The organism is Flavobacterium tagetis (assembly GCF_016735615.1).
In the GTDB taxonomy this organism is placed as follows: Bacteria; Bacteroidota; Bacteroidia; order Flavobacteriales; family Flavobacteriaceae; genus Flavobacterium; species Flavobacterium tagetis.
In genome coordinates, this window is sequence record NZ_JAERSF010000003.1 from 713721 (window position 1) to 733247 (window position 19527).

The following is a 19527-nucleotide window of genomic DNA, read 5'->3' on the forward strand; positions in this document are numbered from 1 at the left end:
AAAAAATGTTTAAAAAATTTATACAAAGACCCGTACTCTCGACGGTAATATCTGTTATTATCGTCATCTTAGGTGTTTTAGGCCTAATTGAGTTACCGATTTCCCAATATCCGGATATCGCGCCGCCAACGGTAAACGTTGCGGCAAGTTATACTGGAGCCAATGCAGATGTGGTACTTAAAAGTATCGTAATTCCGCTTGAAGAACAAATTAATGGTGTAGAAAACATGACGTACATGACTTCTACAGCAACAAATGACGGAAATGCTTCGATCAAAGTTTTCTTTAAAGTGGGAACAAATCCTGATTTAGCAGCGGTAAACGTTCAGAACAGGGTTTCTAGAGCAACCAGTTTATTGCCAGTAGAGGTAACTCAGGCTGGGGTTACAGTAACCAAAAGTCAGAGTAGTAACTTGTTGATTTTCTCTTTATATAGCGATGATAAAGCTTACGATCAGACATTTCTTCAAAACTATGCAAAGATTAACCTTGTACCGCAAATTCAGCGTGTAGTTGGGGTTGGAGATGTAACTGTTTTTGGTGCCAAAGATTACTCAATGAGAATCTGGCTGAAACCAGACATAATGCAACAATACAAACTGATTCCAAGTGATATTTCGGCAGCTTTAGCAGAACAAAACATCGAAGCGGCACCAGGTAAATTTGGTGAAAACGGAAATCAGGCATTTCAATATGTAATTAAATACAAAGGACGTTTAACAAGTGCTCAGGAATTTGGAGACATTGTTATAAAATCTGTTGGAAACGGACAGATGCTTAGACTTAAAGATGTAGCCAAAGTTGAATTGGGATCTTTAAGTTATTCGTCAACGATTAAAACAAACGGAGTAGAATCGGCAGCAATGGCGATTAGCCAGACTCCTGGATCTAATGCTCGTGATGTAATTATCAATTCTAAAAAACTGATTGAAGAAGCAGCGAAGAGTTTTCCAAAAGGAATGAAGTACACTATTATGGTGGACGTTAATGAGAACTTGGATGCTTCTATCGAAAAAGTAATTCATACGTTGGTTGAAGCTTTTATATTGGTTTTTATCGTGGTGTTTATTTTCCTTCAAGATTTTAGATCAACTTTAATTCCAGCAATTGCAGTTCCGGTTGCGATTGTGGGTACGTTCTTCTTCTTGAATTTATTCGGATTTACGATTAACTTATTGACGCTTTTTGCAATGGTACTCGCCATTGGTATTGTGGTCGATGATGCGATTGTTGTCGTCGAGGCCGTTCACGCCAAGTTGGATCATGGATATAAGTCGGCTAAAAAAGCGACTATTCACGCGATGGACGAAATTTCTGGAGCGATTATTTCGATTACTTTGGTAATGGCTGCGGTATTTATTCCAGTAACCTTTATTAACGGATCAACAGGGGTATTCTACAAACAGTTTGGTATTACACTGGCGGTTGCGATTATTCTTTCGGCAGTAAATGCCTTGACTTTGAGTCCTGCTTTATGTGCGCTTTTATTGAAACCACATGCCGATGATCACAAACATAAAAGCTATTTACAGCGTTTTTACACTTCATTTAACGTGGCATTTGATAATGTTACGGCGCGATATAAACGTTCTGTAAGTTTTCTTTCTGCGAAAAAATGGATTGCATTGGCTTCAATTGTAATTGCTGGTGTTGCGTTAGTTTATATGATGAAAACTACGCCTTCTGCTTTCGTACCTTCGGAAGATCAAGGAACTGTTTTCGCTAATATTAGTTTGCCACCATCAGCTTCTATGGAACGTTCTGATATTATTGCTAAAAGAGTAGATAGTATTGCGAAAACCATTCCAGGAGTTAAAAATACACTTCGTATTGTCGGACAGAACTTTACGGCTGGAGCAGGTAGTGCTTACAGTATGGTAATTGTAAAATTATATCCTTGGGATCAGCGTGATCTTAGTGTTGATGATGTAATTGGACAGCTTTTTGCAAAAACAAGTGGTATTCGCGAAGCAAGTATTTTCTTTATTTCTCCTCCAACTATCCAAGGTTTTGGACAAAGTGGTGGATTCGAATTCCAATTGCAGGATAAAGGAGGACATACGACTTCTGAGTTTTATAAAGTGAATAATGAATTCTTAGCGAAATTATCTGAACGTCCAGAAATTCAATATGCGACAACGCCATTTAACCCTGGTTTCCCTCAGTATATGATGGATATTAATTTAGCGAAAGCGAAAGATGCAGGAGTTTCTGTAAATACGATTTTATCGACCATGCAAGGATATTACGGAGGATTGTATGCTTCGAATTTCAACAAATTCGGAAAACAATACCGTGTAATGGTTCAAGCAGCTCCAGAATTTAGAGCGAATACAGAAGGATTGAATAAAATTTTCGTTCGAAACAGCGCAGGAAATATGGCGCCAATTACCGAGTTTGTAAAAATGACTAGAGTTTTTGGACCAGAATCTATTTCGAGATTTAACTTATTTACGTCAATTTCGATTACGGGAGCACCAAAACCAGGTTATAGTTCTGGAGATGCTATTAAAGCAATTCAGGAAGTAGCAGCGGAAAATCTTCCAGCAGGTTATGGATATGAATTTTCAGGTTTAACGCGTGAGGAATTAGCTTCGGGAAGCGAAACGATTTTTATTTTCCTTTTATGTTTGGTTTTCGTTTATTTCTTACTGAGTGCACAATACGAAAGTTACATTTTACCATTTGCGGTATTATTATCAATTCCGTTTGGATTAGCAGGTGCGTATTTATTCTCGATTATTTTTAAATTAAATAGTAACATTTACCTGCAGATTTCTTTAATCATGCTTATTGGACTTCTGGCGAAGAACGGTATCTTGATTGTCGAATTTGCTTTGGATAGAAGAAGAAAAGGACTTCCAATTGTACAAGCTGCTATTGAAGGAGCAGTAGCGCGTTTACGTCCAATTCTGATGACTTCGTTTGCCTTTATTTTAGGATTAGTTCCGTTGATGTTTGCCAAAGGCGCAGGTGCTGTTGGTAATAAATCTATTGGTACTGGTGCCGTTGGAGGTATGTTAATCGGAACCATTTTAGGAGTATTTGTTATTCCAGTTCTGTTTATCATTTTCCAAAACTTGCAAGAAAGAATAAGTGGTCCAGCGAAAGATGGTTATGATGATGACGATGATGATGAAGACGAAATTCATTTAATAGAAGCTCACAAAGAGTAAAATTTAATTACAACAAAAATGACGAATAGTTCTAATAAATATATTTTACTGGTAATAACAGCCGCACTCATTAGTGCGTGCTCTGTTACCAAGAAATACGAACGTCCCACAACTTTAAAAACAGATCAATTGTATCGTGATCAGTCTACAACAGATTCGACTACAATTGCAGACATGCCTTGGAATACTGTTTTTAAAGATGAAAAACTAAACGCATTAATTCAAAAAGGTTTAGAACAAAACTTGAATCTGAAAAATGCAATTGAGAATATTGTTCAGGCAAGAGCTTCTTTGCGTCAGAGTAAATTGGCTTATTACCCAAGTTTGCAGTTGGATGCAAACGTAACGCATAACAAGCAATCTCAGGCAGGATTAAACTTTCCAGCAGGAATCAATATTAATACTTTAACGACTACTTACAAATTAGGTGTAAGCAGTTCATGGGAAATTGATGTTTGGGGAAAATTAAGCAGTTCTAAAAGAGCGGCTTTAGCAACTTATTTAGCTTCTGATGCTGCAAAACAAGCCATTCAGACACAATTAATTGCTGATATTGCCAATAATTACTTCTTGTTATTATCGTATGATGAATCGTTAAAAATTACGGAAGAAACATTAAAAAGCCGTATCGAAAACGTTGCAACCATTAAAGCTTTAAAAGAAGGAGCAATTGTAACTGGTGCAGCTGTTGTTCAGAGTGAGGCTAATCAGCATGCGGCCGAAGTTTTAATTCCGGACTTGAAACAAAGTATTCGTGAAACCGAAAACGCTTTAAATATTTTACTTGGACAAGGACCTGGGCCAATTGATAGAGGTGTTTTGGGAACACAGATTATTCCTGAAAAAATTGCAATCGGAATGCCAGCACAGTTATTGAATAACCGTCCTGATGTCCGTCAAGCGGAATTTAATTTCAGAGTCGCTTTCGAATCAACTAATTTGGCTAAAACGTATTTTTATCCAAGTCTGACGCTTACAGCAAGCACAGGATTTTCAAATTTAGAATTGAATGACTTCTTTAGCCATTCTATTTTTTATTCGATTATTGGAGGATTAACACAGCCTTTATTCAATAATGGCTTAAATAAAATGAGATTGACTACAGCCCAGTCACAACAATTGCAAGCATACAACAATTTCCAACAAAGTCTTTTAGTAGCTGGTCAGGAAGTTTCAAATGCTTTGTATGCGTACCAAATGGCTGTTGAAAAAGAAGATTCTAGAGCGAAGCAAATTGCCGCTTTAGAAAAAGCAGTTGACTTTACACAAGAACTTTTAGAATATAGTTCTGCAACTAACTATACAGATGTATTAACATCGCAGCAAAACCTTTTAGCAGCACAATTAAACGGAGTTAATGATAACCTGCAAAAATTACAAGCTGTTATTAATTTGTACAGAGCGTTGGGTGGTGGTTGGAAATAATTGTTTATTATGATAAAAACCGTCTCAAAACCTGAGACGGTTTTTTGAAAAGTACGTCGTTTAAAAAACGCTCTCCGTCGATTAGTTTGATGATTTTGTATAATGAATGCTTGAATCGTGAATCTTTGGCATTACTTTCGATTAATATCTAATAAGATTAACATTTAAATTCTAAAGAAATGAAAAAGTTTATATTTGCCTCAGTGCTTTTTATGAGTGCATTTTTTGCTCAAGCTCAGGTATCAGTAAATGTAAATATTGGTACACCTCCAAATTGGGGACCACAAGGTTACGACAACAGCAGATACTATTATTTGCCAGACATCGATGTATATTATGATGTGAATCAAAGCGTATTTATTTACGACAACAGCGGAAAATGGGTTCGTGAAAGAAGACTTCCGTCAAGATATAGAAGTTATGATTTATATTCAGGATACAAAGTAGTTTTGACTGATTACAGAGGAGATTCTCCTTATTACTATCACACAAAGCATAGAGCCGAATATCCGAAAGGTTACCACGGAAAACCTCAAAAAAATAGAGGAGAAAAACCAAAAGGCAACAACGGAAATCATTACGGAAATGATAAAGATAATAAAGGAAAAAACAAAGGAAATAAGTCAGACAAGAACCACGATCACGGTAATGGCAAACACCATTAATAAACATGACTAAAAGAAAACGCCTCCCATTGGAGGCGTTTTTGATTTTTATACAATGAGTAAATAGAAAATATATCGTTTATATATTTCAAACATAGCCCGCGGTTTTAACCGCGGGAAACGTATTGTGATGATTAGTGGCTAGAAAAATCCTTTTTAATCCAAATAATCTGTGGCTAAAAAACTATTCAGAAACAGCTTTCACCTTATGACCAAAAGCCCCAAAAGAAAGAATAATCAAAAAGCAAACCAACGGAATAATATATCCCGACTGAATATCATCATGATTCATATCAATCAAAGTTCCCATTCCGTACGGAATAATTGCTCCACCAACAATCGACATTACTAGCCAAGAAGAACCCGTTTCTGTATTCGATTTTAAGCCTTTAATTCCTAAAGAGAAAATCGTTGGAAACATAATTGACATAAAGAATCCGATTCCTCCAAGAGCGTAAATCACTACGATTCCAGAACCGTAAATTGCAACTAAACATAGTAAAACGCTCATTACGCAGTAGATTGACAATAAAACATAATCTTTTACAAAACGTAAAAAGAAAGTTCCAATAAAACGTCCTGCCATAAAAAGGAAACCATAGATTCCTAAGTAATATCCAGCCGTTTTTTCGTCTAATCCAGCACCTTGCTGTGCAATTCTGATAAAGAAACTTGTAATACAAACTTGAGCTCCAACATAGAAAAATTGCGCCACAACTCCCCAGCTTAAGTGTCTGAACTTTAAAACAGAGAAAAATCCAGGTTTTATTTCAGCCTCTGAATGAGTTGCTTTCATTGAAGGCAGTTGTACAAAGTAAAATATAATAGCAACCAAAACCAAAATGCTTCCCAAAACGATATAAGGCATTTTTACAGAAGCTGCTTCGCCTAATAAATAGGTTGCTTTTTCTGCTTCAGGCATTGCTGCCATTTGCTCTGGTGTATGATTGGTTCCCGAAAGAATGAATAAGGAACCTACAATTGGAGCAACCATTGCAGCTAATCCGTTGAAAGAAGCAGCTAAATTCAATCTTTTAGAAGAAGATTCAGCAGGTCCTAATATTGCTGCGTAAGGATTTGCGCTAGTTTCTAAAATGGTTAATCCGCATCCAATTACGAATAGAGCGAATAAAAATAATTCGTAAGTTCTGGTATTAGCGGCAGGAACAAATAAAAATGCTCCAACAGCAAAAACTAACAATCCTGTAATAATACTGTTTTTATAACCAAATCTTTTAATCAGCATTCCCGCTGGAATTGCCATAATAAAATAAGCAAAAAATACAGAAGTATCAATTAGAGTAGATTGGCGATTGTTTAATTCACACGCTTTCTTTAGGTGCGGAATCAAAACAGAATCTAAATTGTGGGCCATTCCCCAAAGAAAAAATAGGCATGTAACTAGAATAAAAGGCAAAAGGTACTGATTTCCTTTTCCGCCTTCTGTCGGCACTTCGTGTTGATCGCCGGCTTGGTTTGTAATTTGCATTGTTTAGATAGTTTTTTGTTATTTTTTAGGTTCAAAGTGACAAAGAGACAAAGGTTCAAAGTTTTTTAAAATTTTGTCGATTTGTGACAATCTTCTTTGTTTTTATCGAATTCGAAGTGGCAAAAGATTCATAGGTTCAAAGTTTAGAAACCTCTGTCACTTTGCAACTTTGTCTCTTTGTCACTTCTAGAAAAATTATTTTTTCTTCACTAAAAGTAAGTGATCACATACCAAAACGACTTCACCGCGTTGATTAATGATTTTTACATGTTCGGTTACGGTTCCCATTTCTGGATTTTTGGCTTCTCCTTTTTCAGAAATAGTAATTTCAGAGTGAATAGTGTCGCCAATATGAACTGGTTTTACAAAACGCATTTTGTCGTAACCTCTAGAAAAAGCTTCTGGATTTATTTCCGAAGCGGTTAATCCAATTCCGATGGCAAACACCATGGTTCCGTGCGCAATTCTTTGTCCGAATGGCTGAGTTTTGCACCATTCTTCGTCCATGTGATGAGGGAAGAAATCTCCTGTGTGTCCGGCATGAACCACAAAATCGGTTTCTGTAATGGTTCTGCCTAAAGTTACTCGTTTGTCGTCGATTTGATAATCTTCGAAAAAAGTCGATTTAAAATACATATTATAGATATTTTTTGTCGGCCTTACTTAAAAAATACGTTTGTTTTGAAGAAGGCTTAAATTTGTTTTTTTTGGTTTTGAAATATAGTGTTTTAATTACACTTCATCAAAAGAAATTCCGCCGTTTTTGTTACTTTCATAACAAGCTTCTACAACTTTCATTGTTCCTAAAACATCCTGAACGCTGGCAGATAAAACTGAGTCAGAACCCTCTTTGTAACGCATCAAATTAGACATTGCACCAATAAAAGCTTCTGGAAACCACGAACCTTCCAATTTTACTTCTGTCCATTCATATTCCTTTTCATTATCTTTTTTTGGCAGAGCGTATTCAAAAACGTCTGGTAAACCGTCAGGATAATTCATTAACAAGCCCATTTTTGCTTTAACAGCGCCCTTTGTTCCTTCCCATTTGATGTAGCTTTCCTCATGTTTTGGACCAAAATGATGATCGTGATTCGTATTGATGACAACATGTTTATCTTCTCCATAATCTAAAATAATAGTAGATCGGCTCGATGATAATTTCTTAAGCGGATGTTTAGCCGTTTTTGCCAATACACTTTTCGGATTTCCCAGAAAAGATCGAATACAGTCAATATAATGAACACTATGGAAAAGAATCTCCAATCTTGGATGTTCTTTTATTAAAGGAAACAATTCCCAAGGCGTATTTACGGTAACTTTGAATTCCAAATCGTATAATTCGCCAATAATTCCCTGATCGATTAAATATCTCGCTGCGCTTACAAAAGAGGCAAAACGCAATTGGAAGTTGATTGCAGCAACGAGATTCTTTCTTTCGCAAACTGCTACAATTTCGCGTGCCTGAGCCAAATCATTTCCCATCGGCTTCTGAATCAAAACCGCAGCTCCGTCTGGCAATTGTTCTAAAATTTCGATGTATTGATCAGGTAAAACGGTAATATCGTAAACAGCGTTTGAAGGTGCATTTTTTACCGCATCTGCAACACTTTCAAAAACATGATCGATTTTGAATTGTTTCTGTAAATCGTACGCTTTTGAGATGGTTCTGTTGGTAATACCAAAAACTTTAAAACCAGCCATTTCGTAAGCAGGAAGATGAGCATCTTTTACAATACCGCTCGCTCCAATAATTACAATAGGCTGTTCTGTTTGGGGAAGTAAAGGTTTATAGGGAATATTCATTTGTTCTATATTTTGAAATTAAGCCCGCCAAGTTTAATTTTTGACAGAGCTGTGTAATGTTGTTCCTTGACTTAATTCTCTAATTTTTTTCTGAGTTTCCTCTAAAAGTATTTCAGAAGAAATATCCGTTTCAATGGCTTTTAAAACTGCGCCGTCAATAAGTTCGGCTACTTTTGGCCAGATTGGGGTTTGAGGCAGTGTTAATGCATTTTCATGAAGCATTTCCAGTTTATGATAAAAAGGAATTAAAGTATTAATTTCTGCATCTTTCCAAGTTGATTTTCTGCATCCAATACCGCCTTCAGTAGTTAATAGTTTATCGCTTTCGGGAGTAGTGGCAAAACGTAAAAAATCGTAAGCCAGTTTTTTATGTTTGCTTCCAGAACCAATGGTATACAACCAATATACATTCAAAGAAGCTGTTTTATGACCAGGATCGGATGGGAGGGAAGTAATATCGATTTTTCCTTTCACTTTCGATTCTTCGATAACTTCTGCCATAGAAGCAAATCCGAACCAGTTTATGGCCATTGCTGCTTGTCCTTCGGCGAAAGCCAAACCTGCTTCAACCGAACCAAATTCTCTCGATTTTGGATGAACCGCATTTTTGTCATTGACCATTTTTCTGTAAAAATCCAATGCTTTTATAGCCGCTTCGTTATGTATATCAATATGATTATTTTTGTTTAATAAAGAACCGCCACGTGTCCATAATTGCAGGCAAAAATCGAAAACCATATTATGTCCGTCTGGATAATTGGCAAAAACAGCACCGTATAAATTTTGTTTGGGACGATTAAAGAATGTGGCAATTTCTGCAAATTCCTGCCATGTTTTTGGTGTATCAAGTTCGTAACCAAACTGTTTTTTAAAATTCTCTTTTTCCGTTTCGTTTTCGAATAAATCTTTTCGGTAAATCAAACATTCTGGACCGTCGTGAAAAGGAAGTCCGAAAATGCCGTTACTTAGTTTCTGCAAATGCAACAACGATTTATGCCATCCAAAAGGATAATTTTCTGGCGGATTTTCTCCAATTAATGGAAATAAATTAAGAACCGCATTTTCGTTTGCAGCGTCATAAATCCAATCGGTGTTAATATGGGCGATGTCCCATTTTCCTTCTTTTAGACCTTTATCTGAAATTGTAGTTTCATATAAATCATGAAGTTCTAAGGCAACCATTTCCGCTTCCATTTTTATATTATTTTGAAGTGAAAATGCATCCCATAATTTTCGAAGTGTACTTTCGAAAGGATCGAATTTACGAACGGCGATTCTAATTTTTTCCATTAACAGTCAATAAATTCTTTAATAATTTTCTCGTTGTCCTGACCCAGTTTAGGAGAACCTTTTCCAGAAGTCAGATATTCGCCGTCGATTTTTATCGGACAGCGTGTTGTTTTATACGTATAACCGTCAAGCATTTCGACTTGTTGGGTAAAACTCAAAACCTTAAATCCGTCTTCAGCAAATAGCTGTTGATAGTTTAAAACTCCCGCACACCAAATGTCAGCGGGTTCTAAAATATCGAGCCAAAATTGTGTTTCCTGCGTTTGCAAATGATCGGCAAGAATATTTTTGATTTCGTCTCTAAGCGTAAATTTATTTTCAGGGAAAGCCAATAAAGCATCACATTTTAGTAAAGAAGCCAAAACAGGAATAGATCCCATTGCAAGAGCTAAATAGCCATTTTTGGTTTTATAAATTCCGTATGGCGCTCCCAAATAGGCGTGTGCGTTATTGGTTTTAGTTCTAACAGGCAATTCGCCTCCGTCATTAAAATATGTCGTAATCGTTTCGAACTGAAAATCAAATGCCGATTCCAACATACTTACTTGAATTTGAGCGCCGATATTATGAGTTGCTTTTCTATATAAAGCGGCCAAAATTCCTTGCGCCAAATGTGCTCCAGCAAGCATATCAACAATCGATAATCCCATTGGAACTGGACCATCTTCCTGATTGCCGCTCAACCAAGTTAAAGCGGTTAAAGATTGTAAAAGCAAATCTTGTCCCGGCAAATCTTTTAAATCGGGATGTTCTCCAAAACCTGAAATCGAACCATAAATCACATTTGGATTAATGTTTTTTACTTGTTCGTAACTTAATCCAATGCGTTCCATAACTCCAGGTCTAAAATTATGCATGACAACATCAGCTTTGGCTAACAATTTTTTTAGTTTTTGAAGCTCTTCAGGCTGTTTAAAATCAATCGCAAAAGATTCTTTGTTTCTGTTGATGGTATGAAAAACCGACGATTCGCCGTTCATTATCAAATCAGAAGTATATAAAGTACGGCAGATATCTCCCGTTCCCGGTTTTTCAATTTTTATTACGCGCGCTCCCAAATCGGCCAGACGCAAACTCGCCGACGGACCCGAAAGAAACTGACTGAAATCTACAATTAAATAATCTTCTAATGGCTTCATTTTTGTGTTTGTTAAACCGTTTAATGGGTTATGTGTTTAATCGTTTTTATTCAACAATTAAAAATCTAATTTGATCTGCTGAAATCTGTGTAAATCTGCGTGAAAAATCTATGTTCAAAAGTATTTCACGCAGATTTTAAAAAGATTAAAGCAGATTGTACAGATTAAATTAAAGCTGATGAGTGTTTTTTTACTCAACAGGATTAATAAACTCTTTATGTATATTCAAATTGTCTTGTCCTACTTTTGGTGCAGCTTTTTCGCTAAGTAAAATCTCACCGTCCAACTGAATCGGGCTTCTGGTCATTACCAAAGTTTCGCCTTCGGTATTTTTTACGGTTTGTTTCAGTTGTAATTCATTTACAAAAGGCTGATTGTCTAGTTCTTCGTAATTGAAAACTTTTCCGCACCAAATGCCTTCTTTCTGCAAGATTTCAGTCCAATAATCAGAAGTTTGAGTTTGAATCCTCTCGCTTAAAATCGTTCTGATTTCATCTCTTTTTTCAAACCAAAGATGTTTATCCGCGTAAGCGTTTAAATCTAAACCTAACACTTTTCCAATAAAAAGTAAATCTCCCATTGCAAGCGATAAATAACCATCTTGCGTTTGATAAACTCCATAAGGCGCACTTAAAAAAGCATGTGCACTTCCTTTAATATCGCCACGTTCTGGCAATTGACCGCCATCATTTAGGAAAGAAGTAATCGCTTCAAATTGTACATCCAAAATAGATTCTAATAGACTAACTTCTACTAAAACTCCTTTTTTGGTTTTGGCTCTTTTTAAAAGTGCCGCTAAAATTCCTTGTACAAAATGATTTCCGCACATTAAATCGGCTACAGCCAAACCAAAAGGAACTGGGCCTTGACTTTTTCGTCCGCTCAGCCAGCTTAAACCAGAAAGCGATTGTAACAATAAATCTTGTCCCGGCTTTTTTGCCCATGGCCCTTCATTTCCGTAACCTGTAATAGTTCCGTAAATAATCTGTGGATTAATAGAAAGCGCATTTTCAAAATCTAAACCGATTTTTTCCATTACTCCAGGTCTGAAATTATGTGTCATAATATCAGCCTTTTCGATTAGTTTTTTGATTAAAACCAAATCGTCTGGATTTTTTAAATCGGCTGCAAAAGATTCTTTGTTTCTATTAATCGTATGAAAAAGTAAACTGCTATCGTCTACAAATAAATCTTTGATGCTCAATTGTCTGCAAGCTTCACCTTTTATTGGACGCTCGATTTTGATGACGCGTGCGCCCAAATCAGCCAATTTTAAACCAGCTGAAGGTCCTGCTAAAAACTGGCAGAATTCCAGAACAATTAATCCTTCTAAAGGTCTCATACCGTCTGAATTTTTAGAGATTCCGCGTAAAGCGAATTCATTTCTTCCAGTACTTTTAATTCGTCTCCGCCATTCATCAAATAATTGCGAACCACATCTCCCGAATGATCTTGGAAATACATGTGACCATAATATCTCGGACGAAGGAAAGCGCGCTCTAAAGCAGGTAAAGTATTTTTGAAATAATCGTGCGTCACGCTATTAATTCTTTCGCTTTTCCAAGCTTGTAAATGTCCTGGCTGGCCACCATTATCGGTATAAATATTTTGCTGAACTTGTGATGAACACGTAAATTCAGCATATTTTACGGCTGTTTCAATATGTTCGCTAAATGAAGAAACTGCTAATCCAGTTCCGCCCAAAGAAGAAATCATAGGGTTTTCATTCAATTTTACTAAATCATAAAAATGTAAAAGGTTTTGGCTGTAGCCAATACGAGAATAATTAGAATAACCATAAGCAAACGGACAATAGGCAATTTCGTCTGAATTGACCATTGCTTCATAAACCTGAATTGGATTACGGTTAAAGTTTTTAGGATCAATTAATTGAGCTAATTCTCTAAACATTTGAAGCGCTTTGATTCCTGTTGTTTCAGAAATCACTTTTTCTTCAGAAAGAAAAGGAGCTTCACCCAAACTGCAGCAAAACATATAAAAGCTCATTAAAACATCTACTGGAATTCCGGCAAAGGCAACTAAACCTTTTTTAGCTAATGCCAATAATTCATCATAAGTTTTAGGAACTTCTAAATTATTTTTTTCTAAAAGATCCAAGCGGGCAGAGGCAACGGGAGTTGCAGCATCGATTGGAAGCGCCCATAATTTGTCGTGAAAAATATAACTTCCGTATGATTTCCCAACGGTGTTAATTTCTTGATCTTTAATATATTCGTTTGATAAATAATCAGATAACGGAAGAATCGCTTTGGTTTGCGCTCCAAAACCTGTCCAAGGATGATCGATTACCAATAAATCAAATCTTTTGGCTAAATCTTCAATAGAAGCATCTGCAAATTCTTGTAAGCTTCTTTTCTCCCAAGAAATTTCAACATCAGGATGTAGTTCTGTAAAACGCTGTGATGTGGCAACCATTGGTAGTAAACCTCTTGTATGATTCCAAGTTATGCCTTTTAATTTTATCATTTTTATATAGGAATTTTGAGTAGTGAAATCGTTTGAAATAATAAATGTAAAAAATACAATTACAAAAGTAGAAATAAGATTTAAATGAGCAAGAAATCCTTTATTTATTAAAGAATCTTTTTGCATAATAGGAGAATTAGTGATATAATTTTTACAATCCGTCTAAAAAATGTTATAAAAATTTAAAGTTTAACCATTTTAAGAATAGGAAATTGAAATATATCTCGGATATTAATTTTTAAAAAGTATTTTTGTAATTGTATTTTTTACATTTATTAATTTTGCTTTACTTTTTTAAAGGATTTAGAATAGATAAGGAGTAGAATTTCTAAGATAATTATGCGATTGATGAAGACCTTTCATCAGAAAAAATAAACTAACAACTAAAAATATACGATTATGAAATTAATACGTTTTGGAGAAATCGGAAAAGAGAAACCTGGAGTTTTGATTGGAGAAAAGAGATATGATGTTTCTTCGATTGTAACCGATTTTAACGAAAGTTTCTTTGAAGAAAACGGATTAGAAAAATTACAAAAAGCATTAGAAAACAATCCGTCTTTACCAGAAGTCGATGCTTCTGTACGTTTGGGTTCGCCAGTAGCAAGACCTTCAAAAATTATCTGTATTGGATTAAATTACATCGATCACTGTAAAGAAACCAATGCGCCGATTCCGACAGAACCTATTATTTTCTTTAAATCGACAACTTCTTTGTGCGGACCAGATGATGATTTGATTATTCCGAAAAATAGTGAAAAAACCGACTGGGAGGTAGAATTGGCTTTTGTAGTGGGTAAAAAAGCAAGTTATGTTGAAGAAGCAGAAGCTTTAGATTATGTTGCTGGCTACGCTTTATTAAATGATTATAGCGAGAGAGCTTTTCAATTAGAGCGTGGCGGTCAATGGGCAAAAGGAAAAGGAAGCGATACTTTTGCGCCTCTTGGGCCATTTTTGGCTACAAAAGATGAAATCGCTGATGTTGACAATTTAAAGATGTGGCTGACGGTAAACGGTAAAAAATTCCAAGACAGCAATACCTTAAATTTAGTTTTCAAAATTCCTTATTTAGTACATTATTTAAGTCAGTTTATGACTTTACTTCCGGGTGATATTATTAGTACAGGAACGCCTCCGGGAGTTGGCTTAGGAATTAAACCTGATCCGATTTATATTAAAGCAGGCGATGTTGTTGAACTTGGAATTGAAGGTTTAGGAACAAGCAAACAGAAAGCTGTAGCATATCAAAAATAAAAATTAAGAAAGTATAAAATGAAATATATTGTTTGCGAAAAACCGCAGGAATTTTTATTAAAAGAAACCAATATTCCAGAATCAAAAGAGGGTGAAGTTTTATTGAAAATTAAAAGAATCGGAATCTGCGGAACTGATATTCACGCTTTTGGCGGAACTCAACCGTATTTTGAATATCCAAGAATTTTAGGTCACGAATTGGCGGCTGAATATGTAAAAGGGAATGCTGAAGGTTTTAAACCAGGAGACAAAGTAACGTTTATTCCGTATTTCAACTGCGGAAAATGTGTGGCTTGTAGAAACGGATTGACAAATTGCTGTGTAAATATCAAAGTTTTCGGAGTTCATATTGATGGCGGAATGGCTGAATATGTTTCGATTCCAGAACAATATTTATTGCATGGTCAGGGATTAGATTATGACGAATTGGCTTTGGTTGAACCTTTGGCAATTGCAGCACACGGAGTAAGAAGAGCGGCTGTAAAACCAACCGACACTGTTTTGGTAATGGGAGCAGGGCCAATCGGAATTGGTTTGATTCAGTTTGCTAAAATCGCTGGTGCAAAAGTTATCGTAATGGATATTAACGATTACAGATTGAATTTCTGCAAAGAACAATTGAAGGCAGACGAAACAATTAATCCGTTGAACGATGATGTTGCTCAAAAATTAGCTGAATTGACAAACGGTGATATGGCAAATGTGGTTATTGACGCTACAGGAAACCAGAAAGTAATGAATAGCGCTTTTAATTATATTTCACACGGCGGAAGATTTGTTTTAGTCGGACTTCAAAAAGGTGAATTAAGTTTCAGTCATCCAGATTTCCATAAAAGAGAATCGACTTTAATGAGCAGCCGAAATGCGACAATCGAAGATTTCGAATATGTGATGAAATGTTTGAAAGAAGGAAAAATCGATCCAAAGAAATATATCACGCACAGAACTAGTTTTGATGAAATGATTACTGATTTTGGGAATTTGATTGATCCAAAAAATAATGTGATTAAGGCGTTGATTGAAATTGATTAATTTGTGAAAAGTGAAAAGTAATATGTGAAATGATATTTTAGTCGTAAAAATGGAAAACGACCCGATTTTTGATTTCACTTTTCACATCTTACATCTTACAGATCACATCTAACACAAAAAAGAAATGGATTTAAACTTAAAAAACAAAATAGTTGTCGTTTCTGGTTCGGCTGGAAAAGAAGGCAGTATCGGAGAAACGATCATCAACAGATTGGCAGATGAAGGCGCAATTCCGGTTTTAGTTGACAGAAATGCAAGAGGTTTCGAATACGTAGAAAGACTTCAAAAAAGAGGCGTTAATTCCTTATTTGTACAGACCGACGTAACCGATCCTGTTGCAATAGAAAATGCTGTAAAAGTAATTGGAGCCAAGTACGGAAGAATCGATGCCATAATTAATAATGTTGGTGTTAATGACGGAGCAGGATTAGATTCAAGCTACGAAGATTTTATGAACTCTTTGAAATTGAATGTAGTGAGTTATTTTCTTTTAGCTAAATACACATTGCCATATTTAAAAGAATCAAAAGGAAATATTTTGAATATTGGTTCAAAAGTGGCTTTAACAGGTCAGGGTGGGACTTCTGGTTACGCTGCTGCGAAAGGTGGAGTTTTGGGCTTGACAAGAGAATGGGCCGTAGATTTGATTCAGTACGGAATTCGTTCGAACGCGATTATTATTGCCGAAAGTTATACTCCTGCATACGAAGATTGGATTAAAACATTACCAGATGGAGAGGCAGTCTTGAAAAAAATTAGTAAAACGATTCCATTAGAAAGCCGAATGACTAAAACAGAAGAAATTGCAGATACGGCTCTCTTTATCATTTCTGAAAAATCATCACATACTACAGGACAATTTGTTTTTGTGGATGGAGGTTACGTACATTTAGACCGCGCTTTAATCAGCGATGTTAATTAAAAAGTTATGAGTAAAAGAATAGATTCCCATCAGCATTTTTGGAAGTTTGATCCCGTTCGAGACAGCTGGATTGATGAAACGATGCAGAATATCCAAAGAGATTTTCTTCCTGAAGATTTACAGCCATTATTAAATGCGAATCATTTTGAAGGTTGTGTTGCTGTTCAGGCAAGCCAGTCAGAAGAAGAAACTCATTTTTTATTGGATTTAGCTTCTAAAAATGATTTCATAAAAGGAGTTGTCGGCTGGATCGATTTGCGAAATGAAAACATTGAAGAACGTTTAAAATTCTTTTCAGATCAAAAAAAGCTGAAAGGTTTTAGACACGTCGTTCAAGGAGAAGCGGATGATTTTATGTTTGGAGCAGAATTTCGAAGAGGAATAGCAGTTTTAAAGCCATTCAATTATACTTACGATATATTGATTTTCGAACGTCAATTACCAGCGGCAATAAGTTTGGTAAAAGATTTTCCAAACCAAAAATTTGTGATCGATCATATCGCCAAACCAGATATTAAATCAGAAACTATTTTTTCTTGGAAAAGTGGCATTGAAGAAATTGCAAAATACGACAATGTCTGGTGTAAAATCTCTGGAATGGTTACAGAAGCCGACTGGAAAAACTGGAAACCAGAAGATTTAAAACCCTATTTAGATGTGGTTTTTGAAAACTTTTCAGCAGATAAATTGATGTATGGTTCAGATTGGCCAGTTCTCAATGTTGCTTCTGATTATAGTGAAGTGGTAAAAACATTGGAAGATTATATTTCGAAGTTTTCAATTGAAGATCAAAATAAGATTTGGTTTGAGAATGCGAAGGAATTTTATAAACTAAACAGCTAGTTTTTTTTCTTAACCATATAAGTTATATAAGTTCAATTTAACTGGTTCTTAAATAGTTATCTCAAAAACGCCAAGTCGCAAAGTTTTGTTTTCTTAGCGATTTGGCGTTTTTGCGAGATTTTTTTATTCGCATTTTTATTAAATGAACTTATATAACTTATATGGTTCAAGAAAAATTAAAATTTCACCGCTTTTTTAGGAACGTTTTTATCAATAGTAGTCGTCTTAGAAAAATTAGCAGAAGAACCACTTAAATCAATATTCTTGCTCGCTTCACCATTAATTGTAATTGCATTTGATGAAGAAGGATTAAACTCGATATTTTTTAACGAAAGGTTTTTAGTATTGTAAATTTCGAAAGCATTTTTAGCTTCAATATCCAATTGGGCATTGCTGATTTTAATTCCGTTGGCATCAATTATAGAAAAACCTTTTTGTGCTTTAGCAATCAAGTTTGTGATTTCAATATTTTCTAAATTCATTTCCGGGAGACCTTGTAAAAACACAGCTTGCTGAGCGCCTTTAATTGTGATGTTTTTGATTACGATATTTTTAAACTGAGGCGTTTCTTCGTTTACCGGAATCGCTTTTGTGCTAACCGTATTGCCGCCTTCCGCTAAAGTCTCAGCGATCGATTTTCCTCCGTAATACAAATCAAACGAAATTGCTTGAGATGGAATATCAGTCATAAAAACATCTGAAATGTAAATGTTTTCTACAACACCACCACGTCCGCGAGTACTTTTAAAGCGAAGTCCGACATCAGTCCCCATAAAAGTACAATTCGAAACATGCAAGTTTTTTACACCGCCAGACATTTCGCTTCCAACCGTAACACCGCCGTGACCATGATAAACGATATTATTTTTTACAATAATATTTTCGCAAGGAACACCTCTGTCGCGTCCGTCTTTATCTTTTCCGGATTTAATACAAATCGCATCGTCACCCACATCAAAACTTGAATTTTCGATTACTACATTTTTACAAGATTCTACATCAAGTCCGTCACCGTTTTGAGAAAACCACGGATTACGAACGGTTATATTTCGAACAATTAAATCTTCAATTAATAACGGGTGAATATTCCACGCAGGAGAATTTTGGAAGACAGGTCCGTCAAATAGCACTCTTTTACTATTTTGAATGCTTACCAAAACGGGACGAAGGAAATCATGAATAGCCTCAAAATCTTCTTTTGTTTTTAAGTCGAGACGAATGTTCTGATCGGCACCTTTAGCACCTTTTAAATATTGTTCAGAAGGATACCAGCTGTCTTTCTTTTCATTTAAAACCCCGCCAGAAGCTACAAATTTCTTCCATTGTTCATCTGTCAATTTACTCTTTTTAACTTGTCTCCAAGCTTCACCAGAACCATCCCAAACACCATTTCCAGTAAACGCAATATTCTCTAAGTTTTTTCCATAAATAGGAGAGATGCATCGCCAAGTGTTTAAGCCTTCAAAGCTGGTTTCGATTATTGGATATAAAGATTTATCAGTACTGAATTTGATTAATGCGCCTCTTTCTGCATGAAGCTCAATATTACTTTTTAGAATTATTGGCCCAGTTAGCCAAATTCCAGGTGGAATAACCAGTTTTCCTCCGCCTTTTTTAGAAAGTGCATCAATGGCATCTGCAAAAGCTTTTGTGTTTAAAACATAACCGCCATTTACTGCTCCAAAGTCTTTTAAATTTATACTATAATTCGGAATTACTGGTTCTTGGACTTCAGCCATTTTAAACTCAATATTTTTATAAGTGTCAGCAGATTTTTGTGCCGAAGCTGTGTTGAAACTCAAAGCAAAAGAGGCTAGAGCGACACATAAAAGGTTTTTTCGGTTAGTTTTCATTCTTATTCTATTATAGTTAAAAGTTTTTTTTGGAAACCGATTTACTAACAATTCAATTTTTAATTAATGAATTTTTTATTCAATAAATAAAATTACAGTTTTTTAATTTGAAATATTTAATGTAATCGATTACACAAATCTATTAA

15 protein-coding genes are annotated in these 19527 nt (G+C 35.5%); 7 read left to right on the top strand and 8 right to left on the bottom strand.

Features of this window, described 5'->3' with window-relative positions; all coding sequences use genetic code 11:
- Positions 1 to 5 precede the first annotated feature (5 nt).
- The 3 genes from JI750_RS17095 (at position 6) to JI750_RS17105 (ending at position 5266) form a co-directional block, all read left to right on the top strand.
- The gene (locus tag JI750_RS17095; RefSeq protein ID WP_202004793.1) at positions 6 to 3176 is read left to right on the top strand and encodes an efflux RND transporter permease subunit; all 3171 of its coding nucleotides are present in this window, start codon (positions 6 to 8) and stop codon (positions 3174 to 3176) included.
- Between the two features lie 18 nt (positions 3177 to 3194).
- Positions 3195 to 4601, top strand: a complete 1407-nt coding sequence (locus JI750_RS17100; RefSeq protein WP_202004796.1) for an efflux transporter outer membrane subunit — start codon at positions 3195 to 3197, stop codon at positions 4599 to 4601.
- Positions 4602 to 4780: 179 nt separating this feature from the next.
- Positions 4781 to 5266 (top strand): hypothetical protein, encoded by a 486-nt coding sequence (locus tag JI750_RS17105; RefSeq protein WP_202004799.1) that lies wholly within the window; start codon positions 4781 to 4783, stop codon positions 5264 to 5266.
- 184 nt (positions 5267 to 5450) lie between these two features.
- Here the strand turns inward: JI750_RS17105 and fucP are convergent, their stop codons facing one another.
- The 7 genes from fucP to JI750_RS17140 all read right to left on the bottom strand — a co-directional run bounded on the left by fucP (position 5451) and on the right by JI750_RS17140 (position 13477).
- Positions 5451 to 6755 (bottom strand): L-fucose:H+ symporter permease, encoded by a 1305-nt coding sequence (gene fucP, locus JI750_RS17110; RefSeq protein WP_202004802.1) that lies wholly within the window; start codon positions 6753 to 6755, stop codon positions 5451 to 5453.
- Between the two features lie 195 nt (positions 6756 to 6950).
- Positions 6951 to 7391: a MaoC/PaaZ C-terminal domain-containing protein gene (locus tag JI750_RS17115; RefSeq protein WP_202004805.1), complete on the bottom strand. Its 441-nt coding sequence runs from the start codon at positions 7389 to 7391 to the stop codon at positions 6951 to 6953.
- 96 nt (positions 7392 to 7487) lie between these two features.
- On the bottom strand, positions 7488 to 8561 hold the full coding sequence (locus JI750_RS17120; RefSeq protein ID WP_202004808.1) for a Gfo/Idh/MocA family protein: 1074 nt from the start codon (positions 8559 to 8561) through the stop codon (positions 7488 to 7490).
- A gap of 33 nt (positions 8562 to 8594) precedes the next feature.
- Positions 8595 to 9851 (bottom strand): extracellular solute-binding protein, encoded by a 1257-nt coding sequence (locus JI750_RS17125; RefSeq protein WP_202004822.1) that lies wholly within the window; start codon positions 9849 to 9851, stop codon positions 8595 to 8597.
- Positions 9851 to 10990 carry a CaiB/BaiF CoA transferase family protein gene (locus JI750_RS17130; protein WP_202004824.1) on the bottom strand — a complete coding sequence of 380 codons (1140 nt, stop codon included), beginning with the start codon at positions 10988 to 10990 and terminating at the stop codon, positions 9851 to 9853. Before JI750_RS17130 ends, JI750_RS17125 begins: the two co-directional genes overlap by 1 nt.
- Positions 10991 to 11180: 190 nt before the next feature.
- Positions 11181 to 12332, bottom strand: coding sequence for a CaiB/BaiF CoA transferase family protein (locus tag JI750_RS17135; protein ID WP_202004828.1), 1152 nt, complete (start codon positions 12330 to 12332; stop codon positions 11181 to 11183).
- Entirely contained in the window at positions 12329 to 13477 is a 1149-nt protein-coding gene (locus JI750_RS17140) for an ABC transporter substrate-binding protein (protein ID WP_202004842.1), read from the bottom strand. The genes JI750_RS17135 and JI750_RS17140 overlap by 4 nt, the downstream gene beginning before the upstream one ends.
- A 399-nt stretch (positions 13478 to 13876) precedes the next feature.
- Between JI750_RS17140 and JI750_RS17145 the strand changes: the two genes are divergently transcribed.
- From JI750_RS17145 to JI750_RS17160, 4 genes are all read left to right on the top strand, one after another.
- Positions 13877 to 14731: a fumarylacetoacetate hydrolase family protein gene (locus JI750_RS17145; RefSeq protein ID WP_202004845.1), complete on the top strand. Its 855-nt coding sequence runs from the start codon at positions 13877 to 13879 to the stop codon at positions 14729 to 14731.
- 18 nt (positions 14732 to 14749) lie between these two features.
- Positions 14750 to 15763, top strand: coding sequence for a zinc-binding alcohol dehydrogenase family protein (locus JI750_RS17150; RefSeq protein ID WP_202004848.1), 1014 nt, complete (start codon positions 14750 to 14752; stop codon positions 15761 to 15763).
- 124 nt (positions 15764 to 15887) lie between these two features.
- Positions 15888 to 16685, top strand: a complete 798-nt coding sequence (locus JI750_RS17155) for an SDR family oxidoreductase (RefSeq protein ID WP_202004851.1) — start codon at positions 15888 to 15890, stop codon at positions 16683 to 16685.
- 6 nt (positions 16686 to 16691) lie between these two features.
- Entirely contained in the window at positions 16692 to 17528 is an 837-nt protein-coding gene (locus tag JI750_RS17160; protein WP_202004854.1) for an amidohydrolase family protein, read from the top strand.
- Positions 17529 to 17704: 176 nt separating this feature from the next.
- On the opposite strand, the gene JI750_RS17165 is transcribed toward JI750_RS17160, so the two are convergent.
- The gene (locus JI750_RS17165; protein WP_202004857.1) at positions 17705 to 19381 is read right to left on the bottom strand and encodes a glycoside hydrolase family 28 protein; all 1677 of its coding nucleotides are present in this window, start codon (positions 19379 to 19381) and stop codon (positions 17705 to 17707) included.
- Positions 19382 to 19527 lie beyond the last annotated feature (146 nt).

What these genes read in the sequence shown, in the direction of transcription:
- JI750_RS17095 (WP_202004793.1), top strand. Translation starts at nt 6, where the DNA reads ATGTTTAAAAAATTTATACAAAGACCCGTACTCTCGACGGTAATATCT.
- JI750_RS17130 (WP_202004824.1), bottom strand. Translation starts at nt 10,990, where the DNA reads ATGAAGCCATTAGAAGATTATTTAATTGTAGATTTCAGTCAGTTTCTT.
- JI750_RS17105 (WP_202004799.1), top strand. Translation starts at nt 4,781, where the DNA reads ATGAAAAAGTTTATATTTGCCTCAGTGCTTTTTATGAGTGCATTTTTT.
- JI750_RS17150 (WP_202004848.1), top strand. Translation starts at nt 14,750, where the DNA reads ATGAAATATATTGTTTGCGAAAAACCGCAGGAATTTTTATTAAAAGAA.
- JI750_RS17100 (WP_202004796.1), top strand. Translation starts at nt 3,195, where the DNA reads ATGACGAATAGTTCTAATAAATATATTTTACTGGTAATAACAGCCGCA.
- JI750_RS17165 (WP_202004857.1), bottom strand. Translation starts at nt 19,381, where the DNA reads ATGAAAACTAACCGAAAAAACCTTTTATGTGTCGCTCTAGCCTCTTTT.
- JI750_RS17125 (WP_202004822.1), bottom strand. Translation starts at nt 9,851, where the DNA reads ATGGAAAAAATTAGAATCGCCGTTCGTAAATTCGATCCTTTCGAAAGT.
- fucP (WP_202004802.1), bottom strand. Translation starts at nt 6,755, where the DNA reads ATGCAAATTACAAACCAAGCCGGCGATCAACACGAAGTGCCGACAGAA.
- JI750_RS17135 (WP_202004828.1), bottom strand. Translation starts at nt 12,332, where the DNA reads ATGAGACCTTTAGAAGGATTAATTGTTCTGGAATTCTGCCAGTTTTTA.
- JI750_RS17120 (WP_202004808.1), bottom strand. Translation starts at nt 8,561, where the DNA reads ATGAATATTCCCTATAAACCTTTACTTCCCCAAACAGAACAGCCTATT.
- JI750_RS17140 (WP_202004842.1), bottom strand. Translation starts at nt 13,477, where the DNA reads ATGATAAAATTAAAAGGCATAACTTGGAATCATACAAGAGGTTTACTA.
- JI750_RS17115 (WP_202004805.1), bottom strand. Translation starts at nt 7,391, where the DNA reads ATGTATTTTAAATCGACTTTTTTCGAAGATTATCAAATCGACGACAAA.
- JI750_RS17145 (WP_202004845.1), top strand. Translation starts at nt 13,877, where the DNA reads ATGAAATTAATACGTTTTGGAGAAATCGGAAAAGAGAAACCTGGAGTT.
- JI750_RS17155 (WP_202004851.1), top strand. Translation starts at nt 15,888, where the DNA reads ATGGATTTAAACTTAAAAAACAAAATAGTTGTCGTTTCTGGTTCGGCT.
- JI750_RS17160 (WP_202004854.1), top strand. Translation starts at nt 16,692, where the DNA reads ATGAGTAAAAGAATAGATTCCCATCAGCATTTTTGGAAGTTTGATCCC.